18 protein-coding genes and 9 tRNA genes are annotated in these 21,210 nt (G+C 60.1%); 5 read left to right on the top strand and 22 right to left on the bottom strand.

Features of this window, described 5'->3' with window-relative positions; all coding sequences use genetic code 11:
- The first annotated feature begins 3 nt into the window (after nucleotides 1–3).
- The 3 genes from GWQ22_RS09150 to GWQ22_RS09140 all read left to right on the top strand — a co-directional run bounded on the left by GWQ22_RS09150 (nucleotide 4) and on the right by GWQ22_RS09140 (nucleotide 1,525).
- A complete protein-coding gene (locus GWQ22_RS09150; RefSeq protein ID WP_275930103.1) occupies nucleotides 4–801 on the top strand; it encodes a DUF1338 domain-containing protein in 798 nt (265 codons plus the stop codon).
- 257 nt (nucleotides 802–1,058) lie between these two features.
- Nucleotides 1,059–1,310 carry a hypothetical protein gene (locus tag GWQ22_RS09145; RefSeq protein WP_275930102.1) on the top strand — a complete coding sequence of 84 codons (252 nt, stop codon included), beginning with the start codon at nucleotides 1,059–1,061 and terminating at the stop codon, nucleotides 1,308–1,310.
- Nucleotides 1,310–1,525, top strand: a complete 216-nt coding sequence (locus tag GWQ22_RS09140; RefSeq protein ID WP_275930101.1) for a hypothetical protein — start codon at nucleotides 1,310–1,312, stop codon at nucleotides 1,523–1,525. The genes GWQ22_RS09145 and GWQ22_RS09140 overlap by 1 nt, the downstream gene beginning before the upstream one ends.
- A 7-nt stretch (nucleotides 1,526–1,532) precedes the next feature.
- Here GWQ22_RS09140 and GWQ22_RS09135 read toward each other — a convergent pair whose 3' ends face one another.
- Nucleotides 1,533–2,129, bottom strand: coding sequence for a beta-phosphoglucomutase family hydrolase (locus tag GWQ22_RS09135; RefSeq protein WP_275930100.1), 597 nt, complete (start codon nucleotides 2,127–2,129; stop codon nucleotides 1,533–1,535).
- Between the two features lie 185 nt (nucleotides 2,130–2,314).
- Between GWQ22_RS09135 and GWQ22_RS09130 the strand changes: the two genes are divergently transcribed.
- The gene (locus GWQ22_RS09130) at nucleotides 2,315–3,679 is read left to right on the top strand and encodes an MDR family MFS transporter (protein WP_275930099.1); all 1,365 of its coding nucleotides are present in this window, start codon (nucleotides 2,315–2,317) and stop codon (nucleotides 3,677–3,679) included.
- 535 nt (nucleotides 3,680–4,214) lie between these two features.
- Here GWQ22_RS09130 and GWQ22_RS09125 read toward each other — a convergent pair.
- From GWQ22_RS09125 to pnuC, 7 genes are all read right to left on the bottom strand, one after another.
- Nucleotides 4,215–6,005: a hypothetical protein gene (locus tag GWQ22_RS09125; protein WP_275930098.1), complete on the bottom strand. Its 1,791-nt coding sequence runs from the start codon at nucleotides 6,003–6,005 to the stop codon at nucleotides 4,215–4,217.
- Nucleotides 6,006–6,470: 465 nt separating this feature from the next.
- On the bottom strand, nucleotides 6,471–8,105 hold the full coding sequence (locus GWQ22_RS09120; RefSeq protein ID WP_275930097.1) for an alpha-glucosidase: 1,635 nt from the start codon (nucleotides 8,103–8,105) through the stop codon (nucleotides 6,471–6,473).
- Nucleotides 8,106–8,300: 195 nt separating this feature from the next.
- The gene (locus GWQ22_RS09115; RefSeq protein ID WP_275930096.1) at nucleotides 8,301–8,690 is read right to left on the bottom strand and encodes a DUF1622 domain-containing protein; all 390 of its coding nucleotides are present in this window, start codon (nucleotides 8,688–8,690) and stop codon (nucleotides 8,301–8,303) included.
- Nucleotides 8,691–8,756: 66 nt separating this feature from the next.
- The gene (gene yqfB, locus GWQ22_RS09110) at nucleotides 8,757–9,080 is read right to left on the bottom strand and encodes a N(4)-acetylcytidine aminohydrolase (protein ID WP_275930095.1); all 324 of its coding nucleotides are present in this window, start codon (nucleotides 9,078–9,080) and stop codon (nucleotides 8,757–8,759) included.
- Between the two features lie 27 nt (nucleotides 9,081–9,107).
- Nucleotides 9,108–9,779, bottom strand: a complete 672-nt coding sequence (locus GWQ22_RS09105) for a Crp/Fnr family transcriptional regulator (protein WP_275930094.1) — start codon at nucleotides 9,777–9,779, stop codon at nucleotides 9,108–9,110.
- 105 nt (nucleotides 9,780–9,884) lie between these two features.
- Entirely contained in the window at nucleotides 9,885–10,610 is a 726-nt protein-coding gene (locus GWQ22_RS09100) for a nucleoside phosphorylase (protein WP_275930093.1), read from the bottom strand.
- The gene (gene pnuC / locus GWQ22_RS09095; RefSeq protein WP_275930092.1) at nucleotides 10,607–11,329 is read right to left on the bottom strand and encodes a nicotinamide riboside transporter PnuC; all 723 of its coding nucleotides are present in this window, start codon (nucleotides 11,327–11,329) and stop codon (nucleotides 10,607–10,609) included. The genes GWQ22_RS09100 and pnuC overlap by 4 nt, the downstream gene beginning before the upstream one ends.
- A 296-nt stretch (nucleotides 11,330–11,625) precedes the next feature.
- Here pnuC and GWQ22_RS09090 point away from each other — a divergent pair, with 296 nt between their 5' ends.
- Nucleotides 11,626–13,458 (top strand): SLC13 family permease, encoded by a 1,833-nt coding sequence (locus GWQ22_RS09090; protein WP_275930091.1) that lies wholly within the window; start codon nucleotides 11,626–11,628, stop codon nucleotides 13,456–13,458.
- A 183-nt stretch (nucleotides 13,459–13,641) separates the two neighbouring features.
- Here the strand turns inward: GWQ22_RS09090 and GWQ22_RS09085 are convergent.
- The 14 genes from GWQ22_RS09085 to ispE form a co-directional block, all read right to left on the bottom strand.
- A tRNA-Leu gene (locus GWQ22_RS09085) sits at nucleotides 13,642–13,726 on the bottom strand.
- Nucleotides 13,727–13,734: 8 nt separating this feature from the next.
- A tRNA-Met gene (locus GWQ22_RS09080) sits at nucleotides 13,735–13,811 on the bottom strand.
- A gap of 134 nt (nucleotides 13,812–13,945) precedes the next feature.
- Nucleotides 13,946–14,020: transfer RNA gene (locus GWQ22_RS09075), tRNA-Gln, on the bottom strand.
- Nucleotides 14,021–14,033: 13 nt separating this feature from the next.
- A tRNA-Met gene (locus GWQ22_RS09070) sits at nucleotides 14,034–14,110 on the bottom strand.
- A 36-nt stretch (nucleotides 14,111–14,146) separates the two neighbouring features.
- Nucleotides 14,147–14,221 (bottom strand) — tRNA-Gln (locus tag GWQ22_RS09065).
- A 132-nt stretch (nucleotides 14,222–14,353) separates the two neighbouring features.
- A tRNA-Gln gene (locus GWQ22_RS09060) sits at nucleotides 14,354–14,428 on the bottom strand.
- Between the two features lie 46 nt (nucleotides 14,429–14,474).
- Nucleotides 14,475–14,549, bottom strand: a tRNA-Gln gene (locus tag GWQ22_RS09055).
- Nucleotides 14,550–14,562: 13 nt separating this feature from the next.
- Nucleotides 14,563–14,639 (bottom strand) — tRNA-Met (locus GWQ22_RS09050).
- Between the two features lie 234 nt (nucleotides 14,640–14,873).
- Nucleotides 14,874–15,965, bottom strand: coding sequence for a redox-regulated ATPase YchF (gene ychF, locus GWQ22_RS09045; protein ID WP_042037524.1), 1,092 nt, complete (start codon nucleotides 15,963–15,965; stop codon nucleotides 14,874–14,876).
- A 163-nt stretch (nucleotides 15,966–16,128) separates the two neighbouring features.
- Entirely contained in the window at nucleotides 16,129–16,725 is a 597-nt protein-coding gene (pth, locus tag GWQ22_RS09040; protein WP_042037523.1) for an aminoacyl-tRNA hydrolase, read from the bottom strand.
- A gap of 197 nt (nucleotides 16,726–16,922) precedes the next feature.
- The gene (locus GWQ22_RS09035; protein ID WP_275930090.1) at nucleotides 16,923–18,911 is read right to left on the bottom strand and encodes a bifunctional metallophosphatase/5'-nucleotidase; all 1,989 of its coding nucleotides are present in this window, start codon (nucleotides 18,909–18,911) and stop codon (nucleotides 16,923–16,925) included.
- A gap of 101 nt (nucleotides 18,912–19,012) precedes the next feature.
- Nucleotides 19,013–19,960, bottom strand: coding sequence for a ribose-phosphate pyrophosphokinase (locus tag GWQ22_RS09030; protein WP_005317019.1), 948 nt, complete (start codon nucleotides 19,958–19,960; stop codon nucleotides 19,013–19,015).
- Between the two features lie 312 nt (nucleotides 19,961–20,272).
- Nucleotides 20,273–20,347, bottom strand: a tRNA-Gln gene (locus GWQ22_RS09025).
- Complete coding sequence (gene ispE, locus GWQ22_RS09020; protein WP_275930089.1) at nucleotides 20,327–21,196, bottom strand: 4-(cytidine 5'-diphospho)-2-C-methyl-D-erythritol kinase; 870 nt, start codon at nucleotides 21,194–21,196, stop codon at nucleotides 20,327–20,329. Before ispE ends, GWQ22_RS09025 begins: the two co-directional genes overlap by 21 nt.
- Nucleotides 21,197–21,210 lie beyond the last annotated feature (14 nt).

Genomic DNA, 21,210 nt, shown 5'->3' with positions numbered 1-21,210 from the left:
GAGATGCAAAAGGATATCGACACCCTGTTCGGTCACTTGTGGGATAACTACATTCACGTCACCCCGAGTGCCCTCAAGGTCCACACCCTGCTGGGTGGTGGCGAGCCCATCGTCAATGATCACGTGGCATTTCGCACCTACAACCTGCCCAAGCTGGGGCTGGAGAAGCTGGCCGCCCACTTCCTGGCGCTCGGTTACGAGCAGAAGGGCGAATATGTGTTCAAGGCCAAGAAGCTCTATGCCAAGCACTTTGAGCATAAAGATCCGGATGCCCCCAAGGTGTTCATCAGCGAGCTGAAGGTGGAAGAACTCTCCCCAGCGGCGCAGGCCATCATCCACAAGCTGGCGGATCAGGTGCCTGCGTACCTGACCGATACCCCGGCCTTCCTCTATGCCGGTGCCCCCTGGCAGGTCTCCTGGGCCGATTACCAGACCCTGCTGGCGGAGAGCGAGTACGCGGCCTGGATGGCGGCCTGGGGCTATCGTGCCAACCACTTCACGGTCAACATCAATCGCCTCAAGCAGTTCGATACCATCTTGCAGGTCAACGCCGCCCTCAAGGCGGCCGGCTTCGTGCTCAACGGTGTGGGTGGCGAGGTGAAAGGGGACCCGCAGGTGATGCTGGAGCAATCCTCCACCATGGCCGACAAGGCGGATGTGGCCTTCACCGATGGCGTGCGCACCATTCCGAGCTGCTTCTACGAGTTCGCCCTGCGTTACCCGCAGGCCGATGGTGTGCTCTACCCGGGTTTTGTCGAAGCCTCCGCCGACAAGATCTTCGAATCCACCAACGCCATGTAAGGGCGACAGTTGGCCAAAACGCCCCGAAAGGGGCGTTTTTTATGGTTTTTCGTTGGGCCTATACACCCTTTTACCCGGCCTTGGCTCTGTGCTCCCGGGTCCTTTGCTCTCGCTTAAACGGGTCATTGCAGCCCTTGGCGGTGACAAGGTGGGAGGATGAGGTGACGGTACACCAAGACTTAATTAGATTGCCATACGGGTCTATTTTGTTCGCAATCTTCGGTGTATATTGTGGCCCCAACGCTTCGGAGCCCACTATGTCTCGTTATCACTTTTTCAAGCAAGGTCAGTCATTTACCTCTCTCGCAACCTGGGTAGCCGGGGATGATGATGAGCGTCACCAACGGGTCGAACAAGGGGTGATGGCTGTCGCTGCCCCCTCTTATGCCGATATCCTGGCCGAGGTGCTGACACTGTTGCAGGATCATGAGGCGCGGGAAGAGAAGCACAGGGCGCACAATCCGTGGTATAGCGTCGCCGGCAATTTCAGCCTGCGGGGGATGCACTGATGGCCCGGTCTGGCAAGGGGGGCAGTGTTGTCACACTGCTGCGCTGGTCTTTCTTGAAAAGACCGCTGTGTGGCGGCCTGTTCAGTGCCCTGTTTATCTATCTGGCATCCCTGCCAGCGGACCTCTATTTCACTTTCCATTGGCAGATGGCTCTGGGCCTCTTCCTGTTGGTCTTCCTTGGCGGACTCTGGCGGCAGTGGCGGGCGCTTAGCTAACCCGTTCTCACACCCGTTGCAGTGCGCCTTCGGTGGCCAGCAAGGTGGCCATGCCGCCGGCTTTGCCTGCCTGAATGCCGATTTGGGTATCTTCAAACACCAGGCAGTTGGCGGGATTGGCCCCGAGCAACTCGGCTACCTTCAGGAAGGTGTCCGGGTGGGGTTTGTGGTTGTGGATGTCGTCGGCACTGACCAGCACTGAGATATAGGCATCCAGGCCGGTATTTTTCAAAATGCGCTGGGCATGCTCCCGCGATGATCCCGTGCCTATGCCCATCGGCACCTTGCCGTGCCAGCGCTTGACCAGATCCCACATGGGAGGGAAGACGAGGGCCTTGTCGATATTTTCCAAATAGAGGGCTGTCTTGCGGTGGGTGAAGGCATCCACATCGATATCCAGCCCGTGCTGCGCAGCCAGCATGCTTACTGTTTTGCGGGTAGGGATGCCGCCGTATTCATTGAGCTGTGCCCGATCAAACGGCAGACCGAACTCTGAGCTGGTTACCTCCCAGGCATCCAGATGCAGGGGCATGGAGTCCACCAGGGTGCCATCCATATCGAAAATCAGGGCGTCGTATTGATCAAACCGGAACTGCTCGGACATGGGTCTGCTTCCTCTTGAACCAAACACTCACACTACCAGATCCAGCGGGCGTATGCCGCGACCTCCGTCATGGTTGCGCGCATGGCGGCGCCATGGCAGTGGTTTTGGCCATCGGCTGGTGATTTATGAGACAATGATGAGCTTTGTGCCGCAGATCCTGGCATTTCAAATTAGCGAGCCCGCATATGTCTCCAAAAACCATCTTCTCAAGCGTGGCCCTGGTGATCGCCCTGGGTTCACTGGAAAAGAGCATAGTCACCACCCCACTGCCTATCATAGGGGCCGAGCTGAACGCTGGCGCCGCCCTCACCTGGGTGGTCACCGCCTACCTGTTGGCGGCCACCGCCGCCCTGCCCATTTACGGCAAACTGAGCGATCTGTTCGGCCGGGTACGAATGCTCAACATCGGCATAGGCCTGTTTATGGCGGGCTCGGTGGCCTGCGCCCTCTCTCAGGATCTGCCGACCCTGCTGGCGGCCCGGGTGCTGCAAGGACTGGGCGGCGGAGGGCTTATCGCACTAGCCTTCACCGTCATCGCCGACAGCATACCGCCACGGGAAGTGGGCAAGTATCAGGGCTACATCTCGGCCGTCTATGTGGTCTCCAGCATCGCCGGGCCCCTGCTCGGTGGCTACTTCACCGAGCAGCTGAGCTGGCGCTGGATCTTCTGGATCAACCTGCCGCTCGGGGCGCTGGCGCTCTGGCTGGTGAACCGCAATCTGGGCCACCTCAATGTGCGTCGCCACAGTCGCTTCGACTGGAAGGGGGCCGCGCTGCTCATTACCGTCACCACGCTGGGCTTGTTGCTGCTCTCGCCCGAGACGGCGCTCCCCGCCATCTGGCTGGCGGCGGGACTGGCGATTGCCCTGTTGCTGCTCATCCTGGTGGAGCGGCGCGCCCAGGATCCCATACTGCCCGCCCATCTGGCTCGGCTGCCCGGTTATCTGGTGAGCGTGCTGCTGGCGCTGGCCTCGCAACTGCTGATGTTCGCCGTGCTGGTCTATCTGCCGCTGCAGATGCAGTTGCAGAAGGGGATGGGAGCCAGCGAGAGCGGTTTTTATATGGTGATCTTCATGGTCTGCATCACGGCAGGGGCCTTCGTCGGCGGCAAGCTGATCGGCCGCACCGGTTATTACAAGCGCTTCGTGGTGGTGGGCTTTGCCCTGGCGGCGCTGGCGCTGTGGCAGATCCATTTCGATGTCTGGGTCAAGCTGGCCCTTGGGTTTGCCGGTCTGGGGTTGGGGCTGGTGCTGCCGGCGCTCTCGGTGGTGGTGCAAAATGCCCTGCCACGGGAAGATCGCGGTATCGGCATGTCCCTGTTCAACTTCGGTCGCGAGCTGGGGGGCGCAGTCGGGGTTGCCATCTGTGCCGTGCTGTTTCATGCCGCCCTGCCAGCGGGGACCAGCCACAATCTGGCTAGCCTGAGCCCGGCCGAGTTGGCCCCGGGGTTCAGTGCCACCTATATCGGCATGGCGCTGATCGCCACCGCCGCCTTCCTCATCACACTGCTGGCGTTGAAACGGCACGAGCTGGCCAGCATCCACACCTGAGTCACCACCAGCATGTAATAGCAAGAGGGCTCCCCGCAGGGAGCCCTCTTTGTTATCCGGTTTCACTGGTCGGCGGCAGGCTGTCGCCGCGCCAGCATGGCGGCAGTGACGCACTGGACGAAGTCGGGGGCCTGGGCCGATACCACAGGGGGATCGCCTCGAGCATCACCTTCATTCGGCCCAGACGATCCGAGAGGGGGCCCAGCAAGGTACTTTTACCCGCCCCGTTTTTGTCTGTGACGCCGATCTGCTCACCGGCGATGAAGCATCTCGCCGGCCTAGGTCTCCTGTTTTCAGCAGATGCGGGGCATCCTCCCTGTGAGAGGGCATGCACGCAGCGGATGAATACTCAGAAGAGGGATGGCTCCGGGCAACACTTCATCGTGCTAGTGCACGGAGCTCCGCCTCCTGACAGCGCCTTTGAACAGGATGTCCAACATGGAAAAGCGGTCCAGCAAACATGCTGGTCGCAAATTACACAGAGCCCGCTTTCGAGCCCAATGACGGTCAGTTGAACGTCCGGCTCACGTTCTCGCTACTCGTGGTGCAAGGTGATGCAATCCAGGCCACCGCTGCCCCAGAGCAGGGCTTCCGCCTGGTTAAATCCCTCCCACGTGCTGCTTGCTGTCTGACCCACGAAGTAGGTGGTCAGCTCGGGCACCTCGTGTGTTAGCCAGGCGCCGAAGGCCTGATTCAGTGAGGCTATGCTGGCGGCGTTGGTGATATAGAAGGGGTGCTGCGCCGTGCCCATGATGCCGTTCATCCAGTTCACCGCCCGCTTGTTCACGCTGAAGGCGCTCGGGGTGGCGATGGGGGTCAGACCGGCGTCGGTCAGCTGCTGCCGGATGAGGGCATGGATCTTGTGCCAGCGCTCGGCCTGTTGCCGCAGGCTGGTGAGGGTCTCGGTGAGGCCCTGGCGTTCGCTGTCGCTCAGGCTGCCGTCGCTGGCCAGCACCTGCAGGATCAGCGCCTCGCTGGCTGCAGGGTCATTGAACAGGATGCGGCCATCGGCCAAGGGGCGCATGGCCATGTCGAGGTGAAAACCGGGTTGGGCCAGGATCACCAGATCACGCTCGGCCACCTTGAGCTCCTGCGCCATCAGGCGCTGGCTGATGGCCATCATGGCGAGAAAACGGCGGGTCTGCTCATCCAGCTCGGCGCCGGCCAACTCCTTGCGCTGGTAACCGCCGGCCTGCAGCATGCCTCCCAGCCGGGTCAGGGTGGCAGCATCGGCCTGAAGCGTTGGCAGCTCGTTCTCTATCTGGTCATCAGCAAAGCCAGAGTGGAGATCGGCGGTGACCACCAGGCTGGCGTAGTCCCGCTTCAGCCGGGCCAGCAGATCGAAGGAGGCCGGCAGCGCCTTGCCATGGAGCGCGCGATAGCGCTCGGCAATTCGCTCCCCTTGCTGCGGGCTCAGAAACATCCGCCCCTGTGCGGCCTGCCGGCTGTCCCTGTCCACTTGGTACTGCGCCAGCTCGGCCTTGGCGCGCGCGGTTCTGGCAAAGGCGTGGCGCTGCTGCTCATCCAGTCCCTGCGGCAGCAGGTTGGCCGCCTCCAGCAGTATGAGGTCCACCTCGGTGTCATGGCCCTTCTGGAAGGTATAGGGGCTGCCCAGCCACTCTTGTTCATCCAGTTGCAGGTGGAAGCGACCGTCGCGCTCCATGCTCTCCTGCCGGGTGGCGATGCGCTCCCTATCCAGCCGGCTGTGGTGCAGGGTGGTCTGCAGCAGGGCGTCTCGGCCGATCAGGGCATAGGGGGTGCCGTCGGCGCGCTGACCGGTCAGCATGTTGCCGCCATCGATGATGGAGAAGGTGGGGATGAGCTCACGCCCCTGCGCCTCGGCAAAGGTGTTGGCCTGGGAGAGCATGCTCTCGTTGAGCCCCTGGGAGTCCTGGCTGCCCAGACTGTGGTGACCCTCCTGCTCGGCCCCTGGGCTCTGCGCGGTCAGTGCGGTGATGAAGGCGTGGTAACTATCCTTGTCGGCCAGCGGCGCCTGGGGGCGGAAGATGAGGGCGCCATCCCGTGACAGCCACATGTTGTCTTCGGTCCAAGTGTACATGTTGTCATGGATGCTGACCGAAAATCCCTGCTCTTTGCCGATTTGTTCCAGCTCAGCCACCAGTTCAGGCTCGGTCTGGATGGGCAGGTGGAGCTGGTGGATCCGGTTGCCCAGATCATCTTGCGCCAGCTGGAAGCTGCGGGTAAGGGCGGGGATTTCCCGTTCAGAAGTGAGCTGTGGGTCGTCCGGGTAGATAAGGGGAACAGAGATGGCTGAATTGAGCCAGAAGAGGGTCGAGATGGCGAGGGCCACGCCGGTTTTGCGCATGATGGTTTCCTGTTGTTATGGCGGAATGAATATTCCGCGAGCCTGAACTGCACCTTGCTGTAGAGAGAAGGTCTCTTCGCTTGGGATGGAAACCATAAGGCCGGGGCAAGGAACCACAAGCCCGTAAATTTGAATTGATTTTTAAGCCTGACTTAATAGCTCGAAATATCCCCTGTAAATAACAAGGCAGTCTTGTTTTATTTTTAGCTATTACGATTAAAAACAATATCTTGAGGTAAATTGTTGTTGATTAAAATATCTTTTAATGTCTTTGTTTTTTTCGGTTTATTTTCGCTTGAAAATACGAAGTTTTTAAGTGACTAAAGAGCAAAACGCAGGCACGCCATGCAGGGGGAAATATCAGGCAATGGCGTGCCATGTTTTCTGTCGTGATTGGCAGGGGATGTGTCAGGTGAATCGCCGTGCAAGCACGGAGGCCATGAGGTCGCCCCTGGGCGTGGTCTGTTATGTCGTCATCAACCAGCCGGTGGCTTGATAGGGGGCGAAGGTGGCGGCGGGTTCCCCCGGGTAGTTGCTTATCAGCAAGGTGGCGCCTTTTTCCACTTGGTCAAAGTGGGGCATCGACAAGGGGGCAGCGGTGAGATTGGCGAGCAGCAGCAGGGTGTGCCGTGCCCCGGTTATCGGGTCTTGCCAGCGGCGGCGGTAGCTGATGCGATCAGGGTCTTCTTCATCCAGCAGCGCGACGTCGCCGTGGCGAATGACGGGGTGAGCCTTGCGCAGGGCGATCAGCTGGCGATAGCAGTGAAACGGTGAATCGGGGCGGGTCAACTGCTCGGCGGCGTTGATCGCGACGTGGTTGTCGTTGAGCACAATCCAGGGGGCTGCCGGGCTAAATCCTGCATGCAGGCCTGCATCCCACTGCATCGGGGTACGGGCATTGTCGCGGCCAATGGCATCGAGTCGCCGGCTCAGCTCGGCGGGATCCAGCTCCGACTGGCTGGCGCGATAATTGATCGCTTCCACATCGCGCAGCTCATCGGCTTGCCAGTGGCGGTTGGTCATGCCCAGCTCTTCCCCTTGATAGATGAAAGGGGTGCCTTGCATCAGATTGATCACCATAGCCCACAGCTTGGCGCTGACTTCGCGCCACTCGGGCCTGTCATCACCAAAGCGGGAGACGGCGCGGGGCAGGTCGTGGTTACCCAGAAACAGGCTGTTCCAACCCTGACCGTGCAGCCCGGTCTGGTGGCGGGCCATGGCCCGTTTGAAGGCGAGGGGGTCAAAGTGTGACGACCATTTGTCGCGGCCCAGCCCCAGATGTTCGAAGTTGAACACCATGCTGAATTCGCTGCCATTCGGGTTCGAATAGTGCTGCATATGGGCGAGATCGGCGCCCCAGGTTTCCCCCACAGTGATGATCCCCTTGCCGCCAAAGCTGGCTTGGTTGAGTTCGCGAATATAGTCGTGCAGGTGGGGGCCGTTGCTCATGGCAAGACGCGACCACTCCTTGCTCACCATGTCGATCACATCGAAACGGAACCCTTGGATCCCCTTGGCCAGCCAGAAGTTGATGACTGCGGCCATCTCGGCCCGCACCGCCGGGTTATCCCAGTCCAGATCGGCCTGACTCGCATCGAAGTTGTGCAGGTAGTAGCGATCAAGCTGGGGCACATATTGCCAGCCGTTGCCGCCGAAGATGGAGGTGATGGGGTGGGCATCGACAAAGGCCTTATCCCGAAACACATAATAAGCCTGATAACGGGGATCGCCCGCCAGCGCGCGCACAAACCACTCATGCTCGATGGAGGTGTGGTTGGCAACGATATCCATCATGATGCCGATGCCACGGTCGGCCGCCTCTGCTATCAGCAGCTCCAGCTCGGCCAGGGTGCCAAAGGCGGGGTCTATGGTGTGGTAGTCGGCCACATCGTAACCGTTGTCCCGCTTGGGGGAGCGATAGATGGGGGTGAGCCAGAGCAGGTCGACCCCAAGCTGCGTCAGATAACCCAGGCGCTGGCGGATGCCATTGATGTCGCCCATGCCGTCGCCATTGCTGTCCTGGAAGCTCATGGGGTAGATCTGGTAGATGACACAGCTATCGAGGTCGATGGCGGGAGTATGGAGAATGTGCGGGTTCATCAGCGTGGCCGGTTGGGGGAGCGGTGTTGCTATCTTACGCAGATGAGCAAGGCATCAACAGGCTCAGACCATCGTTGAAAAGGGTTCCATTATTGGCTGATTGTCAAAAGTGAGGGAAGGGTCACAACTTGGCCATCCCGTGCCACGGGGATGGCCGGGATGGCGATCTCTGCATATGCCCTTTGGCATACGGCGTTATCGGGTTGCCTTGGCTTGTTCGGCCTGGCGCTCTGCCTTCTCCTGCTGGTGTTCCGCCTGCGCCTCCAGCTCCTTGCCGAGGAAGTAGTTCAGGAAGGTGCGGATCACCGCGATGATGGCAAGGCGAATAAGCTCCTCCTTGCTCGGCGCGACCGTGGTGGCCAGGATATCGGCGGCGAGCTGGAACTCCAGCGCCAGAATGAGCCAGCTGCCAAAACAGAGGCGGATGCGGGGGAAACCGGGGGCGTGATCCCGGATCCGTGCCGCCAGCCAGAGGGTCTTGCCAAGGCCAATGACCACGCAGGCGATGGAGATGATCTCCAGCAGCAGCTGGAACAGCTCGACCCCGTGCATCATGCCCTCTTTCAGGCTCGCTATGTCAAACACTCGGATCACCTCCCTGATTCAAAAGGGACACTATTAGCATATTGATCGGCAAAGGCCAAATCCGGCTCAGGCAATCATTTTGAATTCAATCACATAGAGCGGCGGCAGGGCGGGGTAGATATCGCGGATAACATCTTTCAGCTCGGGGAGGGTCATGTTCTCCTGACGGGCGTGCTCGTCGCTGAGTTCATCAAAGGCGACCGCATTGACCGAGAGCACTTCGATGGTACCAAAGGGCTGGTGTTCCGGGTTGGTGAAAAGCGAAAGACGCTGGCCGGGCTGCCAGTTGGCCTCGCTCTCGTCGCGGATGGTGATGGTCTTGCGGCCCGCCTGAATGTCGGCCACGAAGCGGCTGAAGAAGGTGAACTCGGGATAGGGATGGGCAGGCATGGTGACTCCTGAAAGGGTGAAACGGGATTAAAGGTCGAGATAGGTACGCAGCCTGGCGAGATCGGCGATGGTGGGACCGTCGGCGCCATCGCACACTATCCCCTGGTCGACCAACTCCTTGAGGGCGCGGCGGTAGACGCGCTCCGTGGTGCCAAAGCGCGCCGCCTCGTGGGCCCTCTTGCGCGAACCCAGCATGGGGGGGCGCTGGCGCTCGCGCCACAGTTCATAGGCGATGTTGTAGGCGATGGGGTGGAGCAGGCGGCTGGTGGTGATGTCCAGGGTATCGAGGTAGTCGCTGGCCAGGGCCGAGGCGAAGAACAGGGTCAGCTCGGGTTCAGCCAGCAGCCGCTGGGCCAGCTTGTGAGCGCAGATGACGCTGGCATCCAGCTCGGTCTCGGCCATCACGCTCCACTGCACCGGGGTAGCGCTGAAAAACTCCATCTCGCCGAAGATCTGGCGCTGGCACGCTATCTCCCCGAGCTGAAACAGGCGCCCCGAGTGCACGGCACTGTTGAGGGAGACCCGCCCAGTCTCCACCAGATAGAGGCATTCGCTCTGCTCCCCCTGCCGCATGATGTATTCGCCGGGCAGGTAGCGGCGCAGAAACAGGGTGCACGCCTCCAGCGCCGCGGCAAAGCGGGGTTCAAGCTGCTCAAGTTCGGCGTGAAAACGGCCGAGGGGGTAGGGTTGTTGCTGCATGACTTGCCTGTCGCACCGGATGACGAGGGCCATGAGGCTAGCAAGAGAGCGGGCCGGATACCAGCCCGCACGGTAGCGGATATGCCGCAGTTAACGGTTTGCGGCTTATTGCGCCAGGGAGTGAAGGGCGGCTGCGATGGCTTGCTGCTCACCGGCCATCATCGCCTGCTCGGCGCTGGCGTAGTCCGCCACCCCTTGCTGCACATCCTGCTCGAACAGCACCACGTTGCAGAGCACGGCAGCGACCCGCACCTTGCGCAGGCGACCCACGGTCAGCAGGGAGGCGGTCTCCATATCGGCACCGAGCACGCCACGGGCATGCCAGTAGCGGCATACTTCCTGCTCGTCATCCCGATAGAAGCTGTCGTGGGAGCGCACCAGCCCGTGCCAGTAGGGCTGGCTGCCGGTGGCCACATGGTTGAGCAGGGCAGCTTGCAGCCAGATATCGGCGCAGGCGGGGTATTCGGCGGGCAGATAGGCCAGTGAGGCCCCTTCGCTGCGTACAGCGCCTTCCACTACGATAAGGTCCCCGAGCCCGATGTCGTGCTGCAGGGCACCGGCGGAGCCGACCCGGATAAGCGAGTTGGCACCGGCTTGCACCAGCTCCTCCAGCGCTATGATGGCCGATGCGCCACCAATGCCGGTACTGCAGATAGTGATGGGCAGCCCCTGATAGGATCCGTTGATCAGGCGAAACTCCCGGTTTTGCCCCAGCACTTCACACTGCTCGAGTTGGCTGGCGATGCGCTCGACCCGGGCCGGGTCGCCGCACAGCACCACCCGCTCGGCAATCTGCTCCGGGCGGCATTGCAGATGGGGCAGCAGGCTCATGCGATCACTTCCTGCTGCGGGCGTTTGGCGGCCAGCATCCAGAGGCGGGTGCCGTTGGCGGCGATAAACAGCAGGATCAGGTACTCCAGCGACATGGCGTAGACGCCCTGGGCGGCATAGACACCGATGCTGATGATGTTGATGACCACCCAGAGGATCCAGTTCTCCACGTATTTGCGGGTCATCAGGATCTGGGCCACTACCGAAAGCACCGTCATGGTGGCATCCCAGAACGGGAAGGCATCCGGGGAGGGCTCAGGGGTGGCGAGATTGGCGCCAAACAGGTTGAGCAGGGCGACCGAGGTGCGCGCCAGGGTAGCGAAGACCGGATCGATATAGCGGGTCAGCAGGGCGATGGCCAGCACGCTCACCAAGGCGGTCATCATCAGCTTGGATTTGCTGAGCCAGCGGATCTGCAGGGTATCCCCTTGCTCGTTGGCGGGGCGGGTCCAGGCGTACCAGCCATAAACGTTGGCGCAGAAGAAGAACAGCTGCAGCATCAGCAGGCCGTAGAGCTGGATCTGGAAGAAGATGATGGCAAACAGGCTGACGTTGATCAGACCAAACAGGTAGTTGATGGTCTTCTCCTGACTGGCGAACCAGATGCAGGCCAGGCCGAATAAAGTGCCGATGGCTTCAATCCACGACATGGCGTAACCGCCGCCCAGCGGTATGGTCACCAGGGTGTGATTGATGCTGAACCACTCGAATACGCTCATTTTCGTTTCCTTTGAAAATTTGGAAGAAAGGGGGGGGATCGGGACGGGCCTATTCTAGTGGCTGTGCGGCGGCGATCGCAGGACTTTTGTCCGGGTCAGCCTGAGCCACATCAAAAAATGGATACAGGGTGGCGGCAAAGGCTCGCCATTTTTGCCGACCGCAGGGGGCCCGATATGCGATGATGGCCCTTGCCCTTTATGGATATGTAAGAAACCGGGGCAGAACAAACTGTGGTCTGATGGAGTCCGCCATTTCACCCCTTGTGTCATGGCGGACATGAACGAAAGGAGCAAGTGTGAATTCCGAACTGATCTGGGTCCTCTGCATGCTGGTGGGCGCCATCTATCTGTTTATCACCAACAAGGTACGCATGGACGTAGTCGCCTTGTTGATCATCATATTGTTTGTGTTGAGCGGCACCCTGACCCTGCCGGAGGCGCTGGCGGGATTCAGCGATCCCAACGTCATTCTGATCGCTGCCCTGTTCGTGGTGGGGGAGGGGCTGGTCCGTACCGGCATCGCCTACCAGGTGGGGGATATGCTGGTGAAGGTGGCGGGCAGCAGCGAGATCCGCATGCTGGTACTGCTGATGGTGGCTGTCTCCCTGCTGGGGGCCGTGATGAGCAGCACAGGGGTGGTGGCCATCTTCATCCCGGTGGTGCTGAGCGTGGCGAACCGCATGGGGATCCCGGCCGGCCGTTTGATGATGCCGCTCGGCTTTGCCGGCCTCATCAGTGGCATGATGACGCTGGTGGCGACCCCGCCCAACATGGTGGTCAACAGTGAGCTGATGCGCCACGGTATTCAGGGTTTCAGCTTCTTCGGCTTCACCCCCATGGGGCTGATCATCCTGGTGATGGGCATAGTCTACATGCTGCTGATGCGGGGCTCCCTGGTCCGTGAAGGGGAGGAGGGCAAAGGCAAACAGGCAGGGCGCAGCACCATGCGCGATCTCATCCGCGATTACCGGCTGGCCGGGCGGGCCCGCCGGTTGGCGATCCGGCCCGACTCCCCCCTGATAGGCCAGACCCTGGATGAGCTGCAGTTGCGGGCCAGTTATGGCGCCAACGTCATCGGGGTGGAGCGCTGGCGCAAGTTCCGGCGGGTGATGGTGACCGTCTCCGGCGTCACCGAGTTCCAGGCCAAGGATGTGCTGCTGATCGACATGTCCGACCCTGAGGTAGACATTCGCGAGTTCTGCCGCGAGGCGCGGCTCGAGCCCATGATCCTGCGCGGGGAGTACTTCTCCGATCAGGCGCGGGAGGTGGGCATGGCCGAGGTGTCGCTCATTCCGGGATCCCGCATGCTGGGCAAAAGCATTCGCGAGGTGGCCTTTCGTTCTCACTACGGTCTGAGCGTGGTGGGGATCCGCCGTGATGGCGAGGCGCTGACCGGCAAGCTGGTGGATGATCCCTTGCAGATGGGCGACTCTCTGCTGGTGGTGGGCAACTGGAGCCTGATCCGCTTGTTGCAGACCCACAGCCGAGACTTCCTGCTGCTCGGCCTGCCCGCCGAGGTAGACGAGATGGCGCCGGCTCGCAGCCAGGCCATCCACGCCCTGATCTGTCTCGGAATCATGGTGGTGCTGATGGTGACTGATCCCGTGCCCAACGTCATCGCGGCACTGGTGGCCTGTCTGCTGATGGGCAAGTTCCGCTGCATCGACATGGAGAGCGCCTACAAGTCCATCCACTGGCCCACCCTGATCCTGATCGTCGGCATGCTGCCCTTTGCGCTGGCGCTGCAGAAGACGGGGGGGGTGGACATGATTGTTGGCGGTCTGATCGCAGCCGTCGGTGAGATGGGCCCTCGTGCTATGTTGGCCAGCCTGTTCGCCCTGTGCGCTCTGATCGGGCTCTTCATCTCCAATACTGCGACGGCGGTATTGATGGCACCGATTGCGCTGGGAACGGCCCAGCAGATGGGGATTTCCCCCTATCCCTTTGCCATGACCATCGCCATCGCGGCCTCGGCGGCCTTCATGACGCCGGTCTCGTCGCCGGTCAATACCCTGGTGCTTGGGCCTGGCAACTACAAGTTTGTGGATTTCGTGCGCATTGGCGTGCCCTTCACCCTGCTGGTGATGGTGGTGAGCGTCATCGCTATCCCCTGGTTCTTCCCGTTCTGACCGGTTTGATCAGGGGAAAGAGAGACAAGCGGCTTGAGGGCCGCTTTTTTGTCGCTCCGCATCGGCCCGGATGGCAGCAGAGCGAGGGGGGAGTGAGGCAGAGCAAGGGTGGCAAGAGGGGATACGGCGAAAAACGGGCACAAAAAAACCAGCCTGAGCTGGTTTGTTTGGTACTGCTATTAATGGTGCGGAAGGAGAGACTCGAACTCTCACACCTTACGGCGCCAGAACCTAAATCTGGTGCGTCTACCAATTTCGCCACTTCCGCAATATTAATGGTGGCTATGACGGGATTCGAACCTGTGACCCTCGCATTATGAGTGCGATGCTCTAACCAACTGAGCTACATAGCCGTCTTGTCACCAATGTCATCGCTGACAAGTCAAAAATGGCCGGGTACTAGGGCTTGGACCTAGGCACGTTGACGAGATCGAAATCTCTCACGCTTACCACAGCAAATCATCGACAGGTCGATGACGGGTAAAAATGGCTGGGGTACTAGGATTCGAACCTAGGGATGGCGAGATCAAAACCCGCTGCCTTACCGCTTGGCGATACCCCAACTGAACAATTTATGGTGGCTATGACGGGATTCGAACCTGTGACCCTCGCATTATGAGTGCGATGCTCTAACCAACTGAGCTACATAGCCGTCTTGTCACCAATATCATCGCTGACAAGTCAAAAATGGCTGGGGTACTAGGATTCGAACCTAGGGATGGCGAGATCAAAACCCGCTGCCTTACCGCTTGGCGATACCCCAACAGTGCTCCTCGACAGTCATGAGACTGGCAAAGAACCTTTAAACATTGCGGTGGTACCAGGAAACTTGACGAGATCGAAACCTCTTACGTTTACCACCGCTATCACCGACGAGGTCGATGAAAGGCAATAATGGCTGGGGTACTAGGATTCGAACCTAGGGATGGCGAGATCAAAACCCGCTGCCTTACCGCTTGGCGATACCCCAACAGCGCTCCTCAACAGTCTCGAGACTGGCAAAGAACTTTTAAAAATGGCTGGGGTACTAGGATTCGAACCTAGGGATGGCGAGATCAAAACCCGCTGCCTTACCGCTTGGCGATACCCCAACTGAACAATTTATGGTGGCTATGACGGGATTCGAACCTGTGACCCTCGCATTATGAGTGCGATGCTCTAACCAACTGAGCTACATAGCCAACCGTGCTTCCAGTGAGTCGTTGCCTCATCACTGTGCGGGCCGAATTATGCGTATCTGGCTCTGGGGCGTCAACCCTTTTTTTGCCAGAAAAACCGAATTTGGGTGCGTTTGGCGAGTTATTGGTCGCTGTCGTGCAAAAGCCCAACAATCTGGTTTTTTTTACGACATTTGCCGGAAGATAGGGTGTTCTGCCAGATAAAAGAGAGGCCAGCAATGCTGGCCTCTCTTGGGATTAGACGTTGAACAGGAAGTTCATGATATCGCCATCTTTGACGATGTACTCTTTCCCTTCGGCGCGCATCTTGCCTGCTTCCTTGGCACCTTGCTCACCCTTGTAGGTGATAAAGTCTTCGAAAGCGATGGTTTGGGCGCGAATAAAGCCTTTTTCAAAGTCGGTGTGGATCTTGCCCGCCGCTTGCGGCGCTGTGGCACCGACCGGAATGGTCCAGGCACGCACTTCCTTCACGCCGGCAGTGAAATAGGTCTGCAGCTTGAGCAGCTCGTAACCTGAGCGGATCACCCGGTTCAGGCCCGGCTCTTCGATGCCAAGGTCTGCCATGAACTCGGCGCGATCGTCGTCATCCAGCTCGGCGATGTCAGATTCGATGGCGCAGCAGACCACCACCACAACCGCGTTCTCGGCGGCGGCGATTTCACGTACCTTGTCGAGGAAGGGGTTGTTCTCGAAACCGTCTTCCGCCACGTTGGCGATGTACATGGTGGGCTTGAGGGTCAGGAAGTTGAGGTGGCTCACGGCGGCCAGCTCATCCTTGTCCAGCTTCATGCCACGGATCATCTGGCCGTTTTCCAGGGCGACCCGGATCTTCTCCAGGGTTTCCACTTCCAGCTTGGCATCCTTGTCGCCGCCCTTGGCGCGCTTGGACTGGCGGTGAATGGCGCGTTCGCAGGCGTCCAGATCCGACAGGGCCAGTTCGGTGTTGATCACCTCGATGTCGTCGGCCGGAGAGACCTTGCCGGCAACGTGAATGATGTTCTCGTCCTCGAAGCAGCGCACCACGTGGCCGATGGCTTCGGTTTCACGGATGTTGGCCAGGAACTGGTTGCCCAGACCTTCGCCCTTGGAGGCACCGGCAACCAGACCGGCGATGTCCACGAATTCCATGGTGGTCGGCACGACACGCTGGGGATTGATGATGGCCGCCAGCTGGTCGAGACGCGGATCCGGCATGGGAACCACACCCGTGTTCGGCTCAATGGTGCAGAACGGGAAGTTGGCGGCTTCGATGCCAGCCTTGGTCAGCGCATTGAACAGGGTGGATTTACCTACATTGGGCAGGCCCACGATACCGCATTTAAAACCCATGGATTGTTACCTTACTTGATAGATGCTGTGAGGGGCGCAGGCGTCCCGTGTCATATTTTTTGGCCTCGAGACGGTATGAAACCGCTCATGGCCCTGATCATGTCTGGCTTGGGCGCGTCGTTGAACGCGCCCCCGAGTGAAGCCGGCGCATGATCGAACATCCCTATACTTTTTCGGCCTTGAAGCTGTGCAAGCGATTCATGGCCTTGGTCATGTCTTGCTTGAACAGGATATCGGTGGCGCGCAGGGACTCATCCAATGCGGCCTCGATCAGGCTCTGTTCACTGCTTGGGGCCTTGGTCAGGACGAATCCGGCCACCAGCTCCTTGGCACCGGGATGGCCGATGCCAAGGCGCAGCCGGAAGAAGTTATTGTTATTGCCCATCTTGGCAATGATGTCCTTGAGGCCATTGTGACCACCGTGGCCACCACCTTGCTTGAACTTGGCAATGCCGGGGGGCAGGTCCAGTTCATCGTGGGCCACCAGCATGGCTTCCGGTTCTATCTGGTAGAAACGGGCCAGCGCCGCTACGGCCTTGCCGGAGAGATTCATGTAGGTGTTCGGGATGAGCAGACGCACATCCTGACCTTCCACCTGAATGCGGGCTGTGTGGCCGAAGAACTTGGGCTCTTCGCGCAGGCTGACATTGTGCCAGCCTGCCAGCTGCTCCACATACCAGGCGCCCGCATTGTGGCGGGTCTTGGCGTATTCGGGGCCGGGATTGCCCAGTCCCACGATCAGTTTGATTTGGCTTGTCACGCTTGATGTCTTCACTCGCTACTTGCAATGGGCAGACTGCCCAAGGCAATGGGACGCAATATTCTAGCCGCCGACTGGCGATCACTCAACCAAAGCTCGGCAACCGTGAGGGAATAACCGCTGATGGGGTTGCCAATGGCAGCAAAACGGACCCCTTGTCGGGGCCCGTGTTGGTCAATGTTCGCTGGGGTGGCGCCTTACTCGGCCCGCAGCAGCGTGACCGTCTCTTCCGTCAGGGCGGTCAGGGTCGGCCGCTGCTCTCGCACGTATTGCACGAAGGAGGCCGCGTCCGTGCCGCAGTTAACGCTGCTGGCCTTGCAGTCGAGCTGCTGACCCGGTGCATAACGGGCGCTTAGCTGATCGCCGCTTTGCTCCACCTTCTCGATGGGGAAGCCGGTCAGTTTGCCCTCCACCCAGGCGAGATCCAGTCGCTCGGCCTGCTGGCTCTGGGCGCGGGCGAGTGCCTGCCAGCCGTCGTTGCCATCGGCACTGTAGGCATTCATCACCACCCGATAGCGTTGGTTGTCGACCAGATCCTGCCATTGCCCTGCCGCCGTCTGCCATTGCAGTTGGGTCAGCTCGCCGCGCTTGCCCGGCACCGTTTCGGTGAAGGTGTAGCGCAGATGACCGCCGTAGGGGAACTTGCCGGCGTGGGCACTGGCAGGCAAGGTGGCCGTGATGGTCTCTGTCAGCAGGGCGCGTACCTCGGCGCCGGTCAGGGTCAGCACGGATAGCTGATTTTTGAATGGCAGCAGGGTGAGCGCCGCGTCCCCCTCGCGCAACTCGCCAGCGGGCAGATCGGCGCGCACGCCCCCCACCGCCAGCAGGGCGAAGTGAACCGGCCCGCCGGTCAGGGCTTGCACCGCCGGGGTGTTGGCCCAGTAGTATTGGCCTTCGGCCACCAGGGGAGCGACGTCGGATCCGTGGCTGTCGCTACCGTTGTCGCCGGGGCGACGGGCATTTTGCAGCGGCGCCGGCAGGGTGGCGATGACGGGTCCGAAGGCCTGCTCCAGCGCCGGCTTGTAGTGGCTGTCGATGATGCCGCGCAGGCGCGGGTCTTCATCCACTGTCACCAGGTTGGGCTGGGCATCAATGAACTTGCTAGCCTGTTTGCCACGCGTCTTATCCAGCACCTGTTTGCGGGCCGGATCGGCGAAGAAGTCACGGCTGGCCAGCAGCTGGTTCTGGCCCTTGCAGGCGATGACCCGGCCCTGGCCGTCGAAGCTGATCCGGGCCAGGCCGATGGCCTGGGCGTAGGAGCCCGCTTGTACTACACAAGTCAGGCCGACGCCGTCCGGATTGGTGACCAGCTGGGCGTATTCGCCGGTCTTGCCCCAGCCGATGTTGCTGAAGTCACCGAGCAGGCTGTGGGAGTGGCCGCCGACGATGGCATCTATGCCATTCACCTCGGCCGCCAGCGCCAGATCCCGCTCGTTGCCGATATGGGTCAGGGCGACGATCTGGTGGATCCCCTTGGCTTGCAGCATGTCAACAGTGGCTTGAGCCGAAGCGACCTCCTTGCCAAAGCGCAGCTTGCCGACGTTGGGGGAGATATTGGCCATGTCCTCCAGCACCAGTCCCATCACGGCCACCAGATGCTGGCCCTGGGGCAGGTTGTTGAGATCGGTGACCGGGCTCTTTCGGTTGCCTTTGAAGGCATAGACCACGAAGGGTTTGAGGTTGGTGGCGTTGTGCAGGTCAGGGTCGGCCTTGGTGTCGAGGTTGGCCGCCAGTACCGGGAAGTTGACCCTCTTGATAAAGCGGGCGAGCTTCTGGTTGTCGAGATCGAATTCGTGATTGCCCAGGGCCATGGCATCGAGGCCGAACTGGTTCAGCAGCTCGGCATTGGCCATTCCCTCGTTGAGCTTGAAGTAGCCGCTGCCCTGCCAGGCATCGCCACCGTGCAACAGCAACAGCGGCTGGTTTTTGGCAAGCGCCTCGGCCTGAAAGGATTTTGCCATGGTGAGCAGGCGCGGATAGCCGCCGAAGCGGGTGTAGAGAGTGTCGGTTTCCCCCTGCTTGCCAAAGATGGGCCCCTTCAGCTCGGCGTTGACCGGGTCAAACTGGGAGTGGGTATCGTTCATGTGCGCCAGGGTCAGCACGAAGGGCTGATTTTCTTTGCCGGGCTGACAGGCGAACAGGAAGCTGCAGAAGGCAAGAAGCAGCAGCGGGCGCAAGCGATTCATGGATCAATCCTTAACCTGCGGTGGGGCAGGGCAATACCGGGTGTGACAGGACTAGAAAGACAAAAACCGCCAGCTGGCGGTTTTTGTCACAACGGTGTCTATCAATGCTCAAACATGGCAGAGATGGACTCTTCGTTGCTGATACGACGAATGGCTTCCGCCAGTACGGTTGACAGGGTCAGCTGTTTGACCTTGTCGACCGCCTTCATCTCTGCGGTGAGCGGGATGGAGTCGGTGATGATCAGCTCGTCGATGACCGAGTTTTTGATGTTCTCCACGGCGGAACCGGAGAAGACCGGGTGAGTGGCGTAGGCGAATACACGCTTGGCGCCGCGCTCTTTCAGGGCTTCTGCGGCTTTGCACAGGGTGCCGCCGGTGTCGATCATGTCGTCGACTATGATGCAGTCGCGGCCAGCCACGTCACCAATCAGGTGCATGACCTGGGAGACGTTCGGGCGGGGACGACGCTTGTCGATGATGGCGATGTCGGTATCGTCCAGCAGCTTGGCGATGGCACGGGCACGCACCACGCCGCCGATGTCCGGCGATACAACGACAGGGGATTCGAGGTTCTTGGACTTCATGTCTTCCAGCAGCACAGGGCTGCCGAACACGTTGTCGACCGGGACGTCGAAGAAGCCCTGGATCTGCTCGGCATGCAGGTCAACGGTCAGCACACGGTCCACACCCACGCTGGAGAGGAAGTCGGCGACAACCTTGGCGGTGATGGGCACACGGGCGGAGCGGACGCGGCGGTCCTGACGGGCATAACCAAAGTAGGGGATAACGGCAGTAATACGGCCAGCTGAAGCACGACGCAGAGCATCCACCATGACGATCAATTCCATCAAATTGTCGTTGGTCGGGGCACAGGTGGATTGAATGATGAAGATATCGCCACCGCGTACATTCTCATTGATCTGTACGCTGATCTCGCCGTCGCTAAAGCGACCTACGGCAGCATTGCCGAGTTTGATAAACAGGCGATCTGCGATCTTCTGGGCTAGTTCCGGCGTTGCGTTACCAGCAAACAGCTTCATGTCAGGCACGGTTTGAAACCTCGGGGTTGCATCCAGTATGTGGGGGAGTCTGATTCAGACCCGTATCGTTTTGGGGCAAACGATTTATCAAGTTGACGGGTCAGGCCAATATAGGCCGCTTTCAGGCTAGGTGCATCTCGTTGCATGTTTCAAACCGGATGGCTGCCGCGTTTGCGGGAAGCCGTCATCCAGGAGATCGATGACCTCTTTGCGAGTGACAAGGGGGACGATAATGGTTGCAGACTGGCTTGACGAGATTGCGCTCTGTCAAGATCATCTGCGGCCTGCTTACCGAGACACCCGTGTCAATCACCAGGATAATGGCTGGGGTACTAGGATTCGAACCTAGGAATGGCGAGATCAAAACCCGCTGCCTTACCGCTTGGCGATACCCCAATCACTGATTTGTTGCAATGTCACGAACAGTGGTGATATGTTCTCGCCCTTGGCGACAAACCCATCCCATCCCTTCGGCACTTTTGCCAACACTTCCCGAGCAGCCTCTTCGTCTTCAAATTGAGCAAAGACGCAGGCTCCTGTGCCCGTCATTCTTGACGGCGCGTATTCTAGCAACCAGCCGAGCGCATTGGCAACCTCGGGGTGGCGCTTTTTCACCAGCATTTCGCAATCGTTTTTCCACGCCCCTTCCAGCAGGTTGTGAAATGCCATTTTCGGCGTCGCTCTGGGCAGGTCCGGATCCTGAAAAACGGCGGCAGTGGCCACGTGGCAATCGGGCTTGAGCACCAGGTACCAGACGCTTGGCAATTCGACCGGTTGCAGTCGCTCGCCCACCCCTTCTGCAAAGGCGGCGCGGCCACGAACAAACACGGGCACGTCGGCACCCAGCTGGACGCCGAGCTCGGCCAGCTCATCTTCACTCAAGCCGGCCTGCCAGAGGTGATTGAGCGCAACCAGGGTCGTGGCCGCGTCCGAAGAGCCGCCCCCTATGCCACCCCCCATGGGCAATACCTTCTCCAGCCGGATATGGGCCCCCTGCGGGCTCGGCAACCGCGCCTGCAGCAGGCGGGCGGCGCGTATGATGAGGTTCTGCTCATCGGGCACGCCGGGAATGGCCGGGCTCAAGGTGAGCTGCACAGTGTCTGGCAGTGGCTCGAATTCGAGCCAGTCGCCGTGACTGAGAAAGATGAACAGGGTCTGCAGCTCGTGATAACCGTCCGGACGACGGCCATTGACGTGCAGGAAGAGGTTGAGTTTGGCCGGTGCTGGCCAGCGAGTGGCTGTCATGTTCGCCTCCTTGT

It is taken from the genome of Aeromonas sp. 1HA1 (assembly GCF_029237385.1).
GTDB lineage: Bacteria > Pseudomonadota > Gammaproteobacteria > Enterobacterales > Aeromonadaceae > Aeromonas > Aeromonas popoffii.
This window is presented reverse-complemented; position numbering and strand designations above follow the sequence as displayed.

Bases quoted from the DNA above. Each gene is read 5' to 3' on its own strand.
- GWQ22_RS09150 (WP_275930103.1), top strand. From the start codon at position 4: ATGCAAAAGGATATCGACACCCTGTTCGGTCACTTGTGGGATAACTAC.
- GWQ22_RS09145 (WP_275930102.1), top strand. From the start codon at position 1,059: ATGTCTCGTTATCACTTTTTCAAGCAAGGTCAGTCATTTACCTCTCTC.
- GWQ22_RS09140 (WP_275930101.1), top strand. From the start codon at position 1,310: ATGGCCCGGTCTGGCAAGGGGGGCAGTGTTGTCACACTGCTGCGCTGG.
- GWQ22_RS09135 (WP_275930100.1), bottom strand. From the start codon at position 2,129: ATGTCCGAGCAGTTCCGGTTTGATCAATACGACGCCCTGATTTTCGAT.
- GWQ22_RS09130 (WP_275930099.1), top strand. From the start codon at position 2,315: ATGTCTCCAAAAACCATCTTCTCAAGCGTGGCCCTGGTGATCGCCCTG.
- GWQ22_RS09125 (WP_275930098.1), bottom strand. From the start codon at position 6,005: ATGCGCAAAACCGGCGTGGCCCTCGCCATCTCGACCCTCTTCTGGCTC.
- GWQ22_RS09120 (WP_275930097.1), bottom strand. From the start codon at position 8,105: ATGAACCCGCACATTCTCCATACTCCCGCCATCGACCTCGATAGCTGT.
- yqfB (WP_275930095.1), bottom strand. From the start codon at position 9,080: ATGCCTGCCCATCCCTATCCCGAGTTCACCTTCTTCAGCCGCTTCGTG.
- GWQ22_RS09105 (WP_275930094.1), bottom strand. From the start codon at position 9,779: ATGCAGCAACAACCCTACCCCCTCGGCCGTTTTCACGCCGAACTTGAG.
- GWQ22_RS09100 (WP_275930093.1), bottom strand. From the start codon at position 10,610: ATGAGCCTGCTGCCCCATCTGCAATGCCGCCCGGAGCAGATTGCCGAG.
- pnuC (WP_275930092.1), bottom strand. From the start codon at position 11,329: ATGAGCGTATTCGAGTGGTTCAGCATCAATCACACCCTGGTGACCATA.
- ychF (WP_042037524.1), bottom strand. From the start codon at position 15,965: ATGGGTTTTAAATGCGGTATCGTGGGCCTGCCCAATGTAGGTAAATCC.
- GWQ22_RS09035 (WP_275930090.1), bottom strand. From the start codon at position 18,911: ATGAATCGCTTGCGCCCGCTGCTGCTTCTTGCCTTCTGCAGCTTCCTG.
- ispE (WP_275930089.1), bottom strand. From the start codon at position 21,196: ATGACAGCCACTCGCTGGCCAGCACCGGCCAAACTCAACCTCTTCCTG.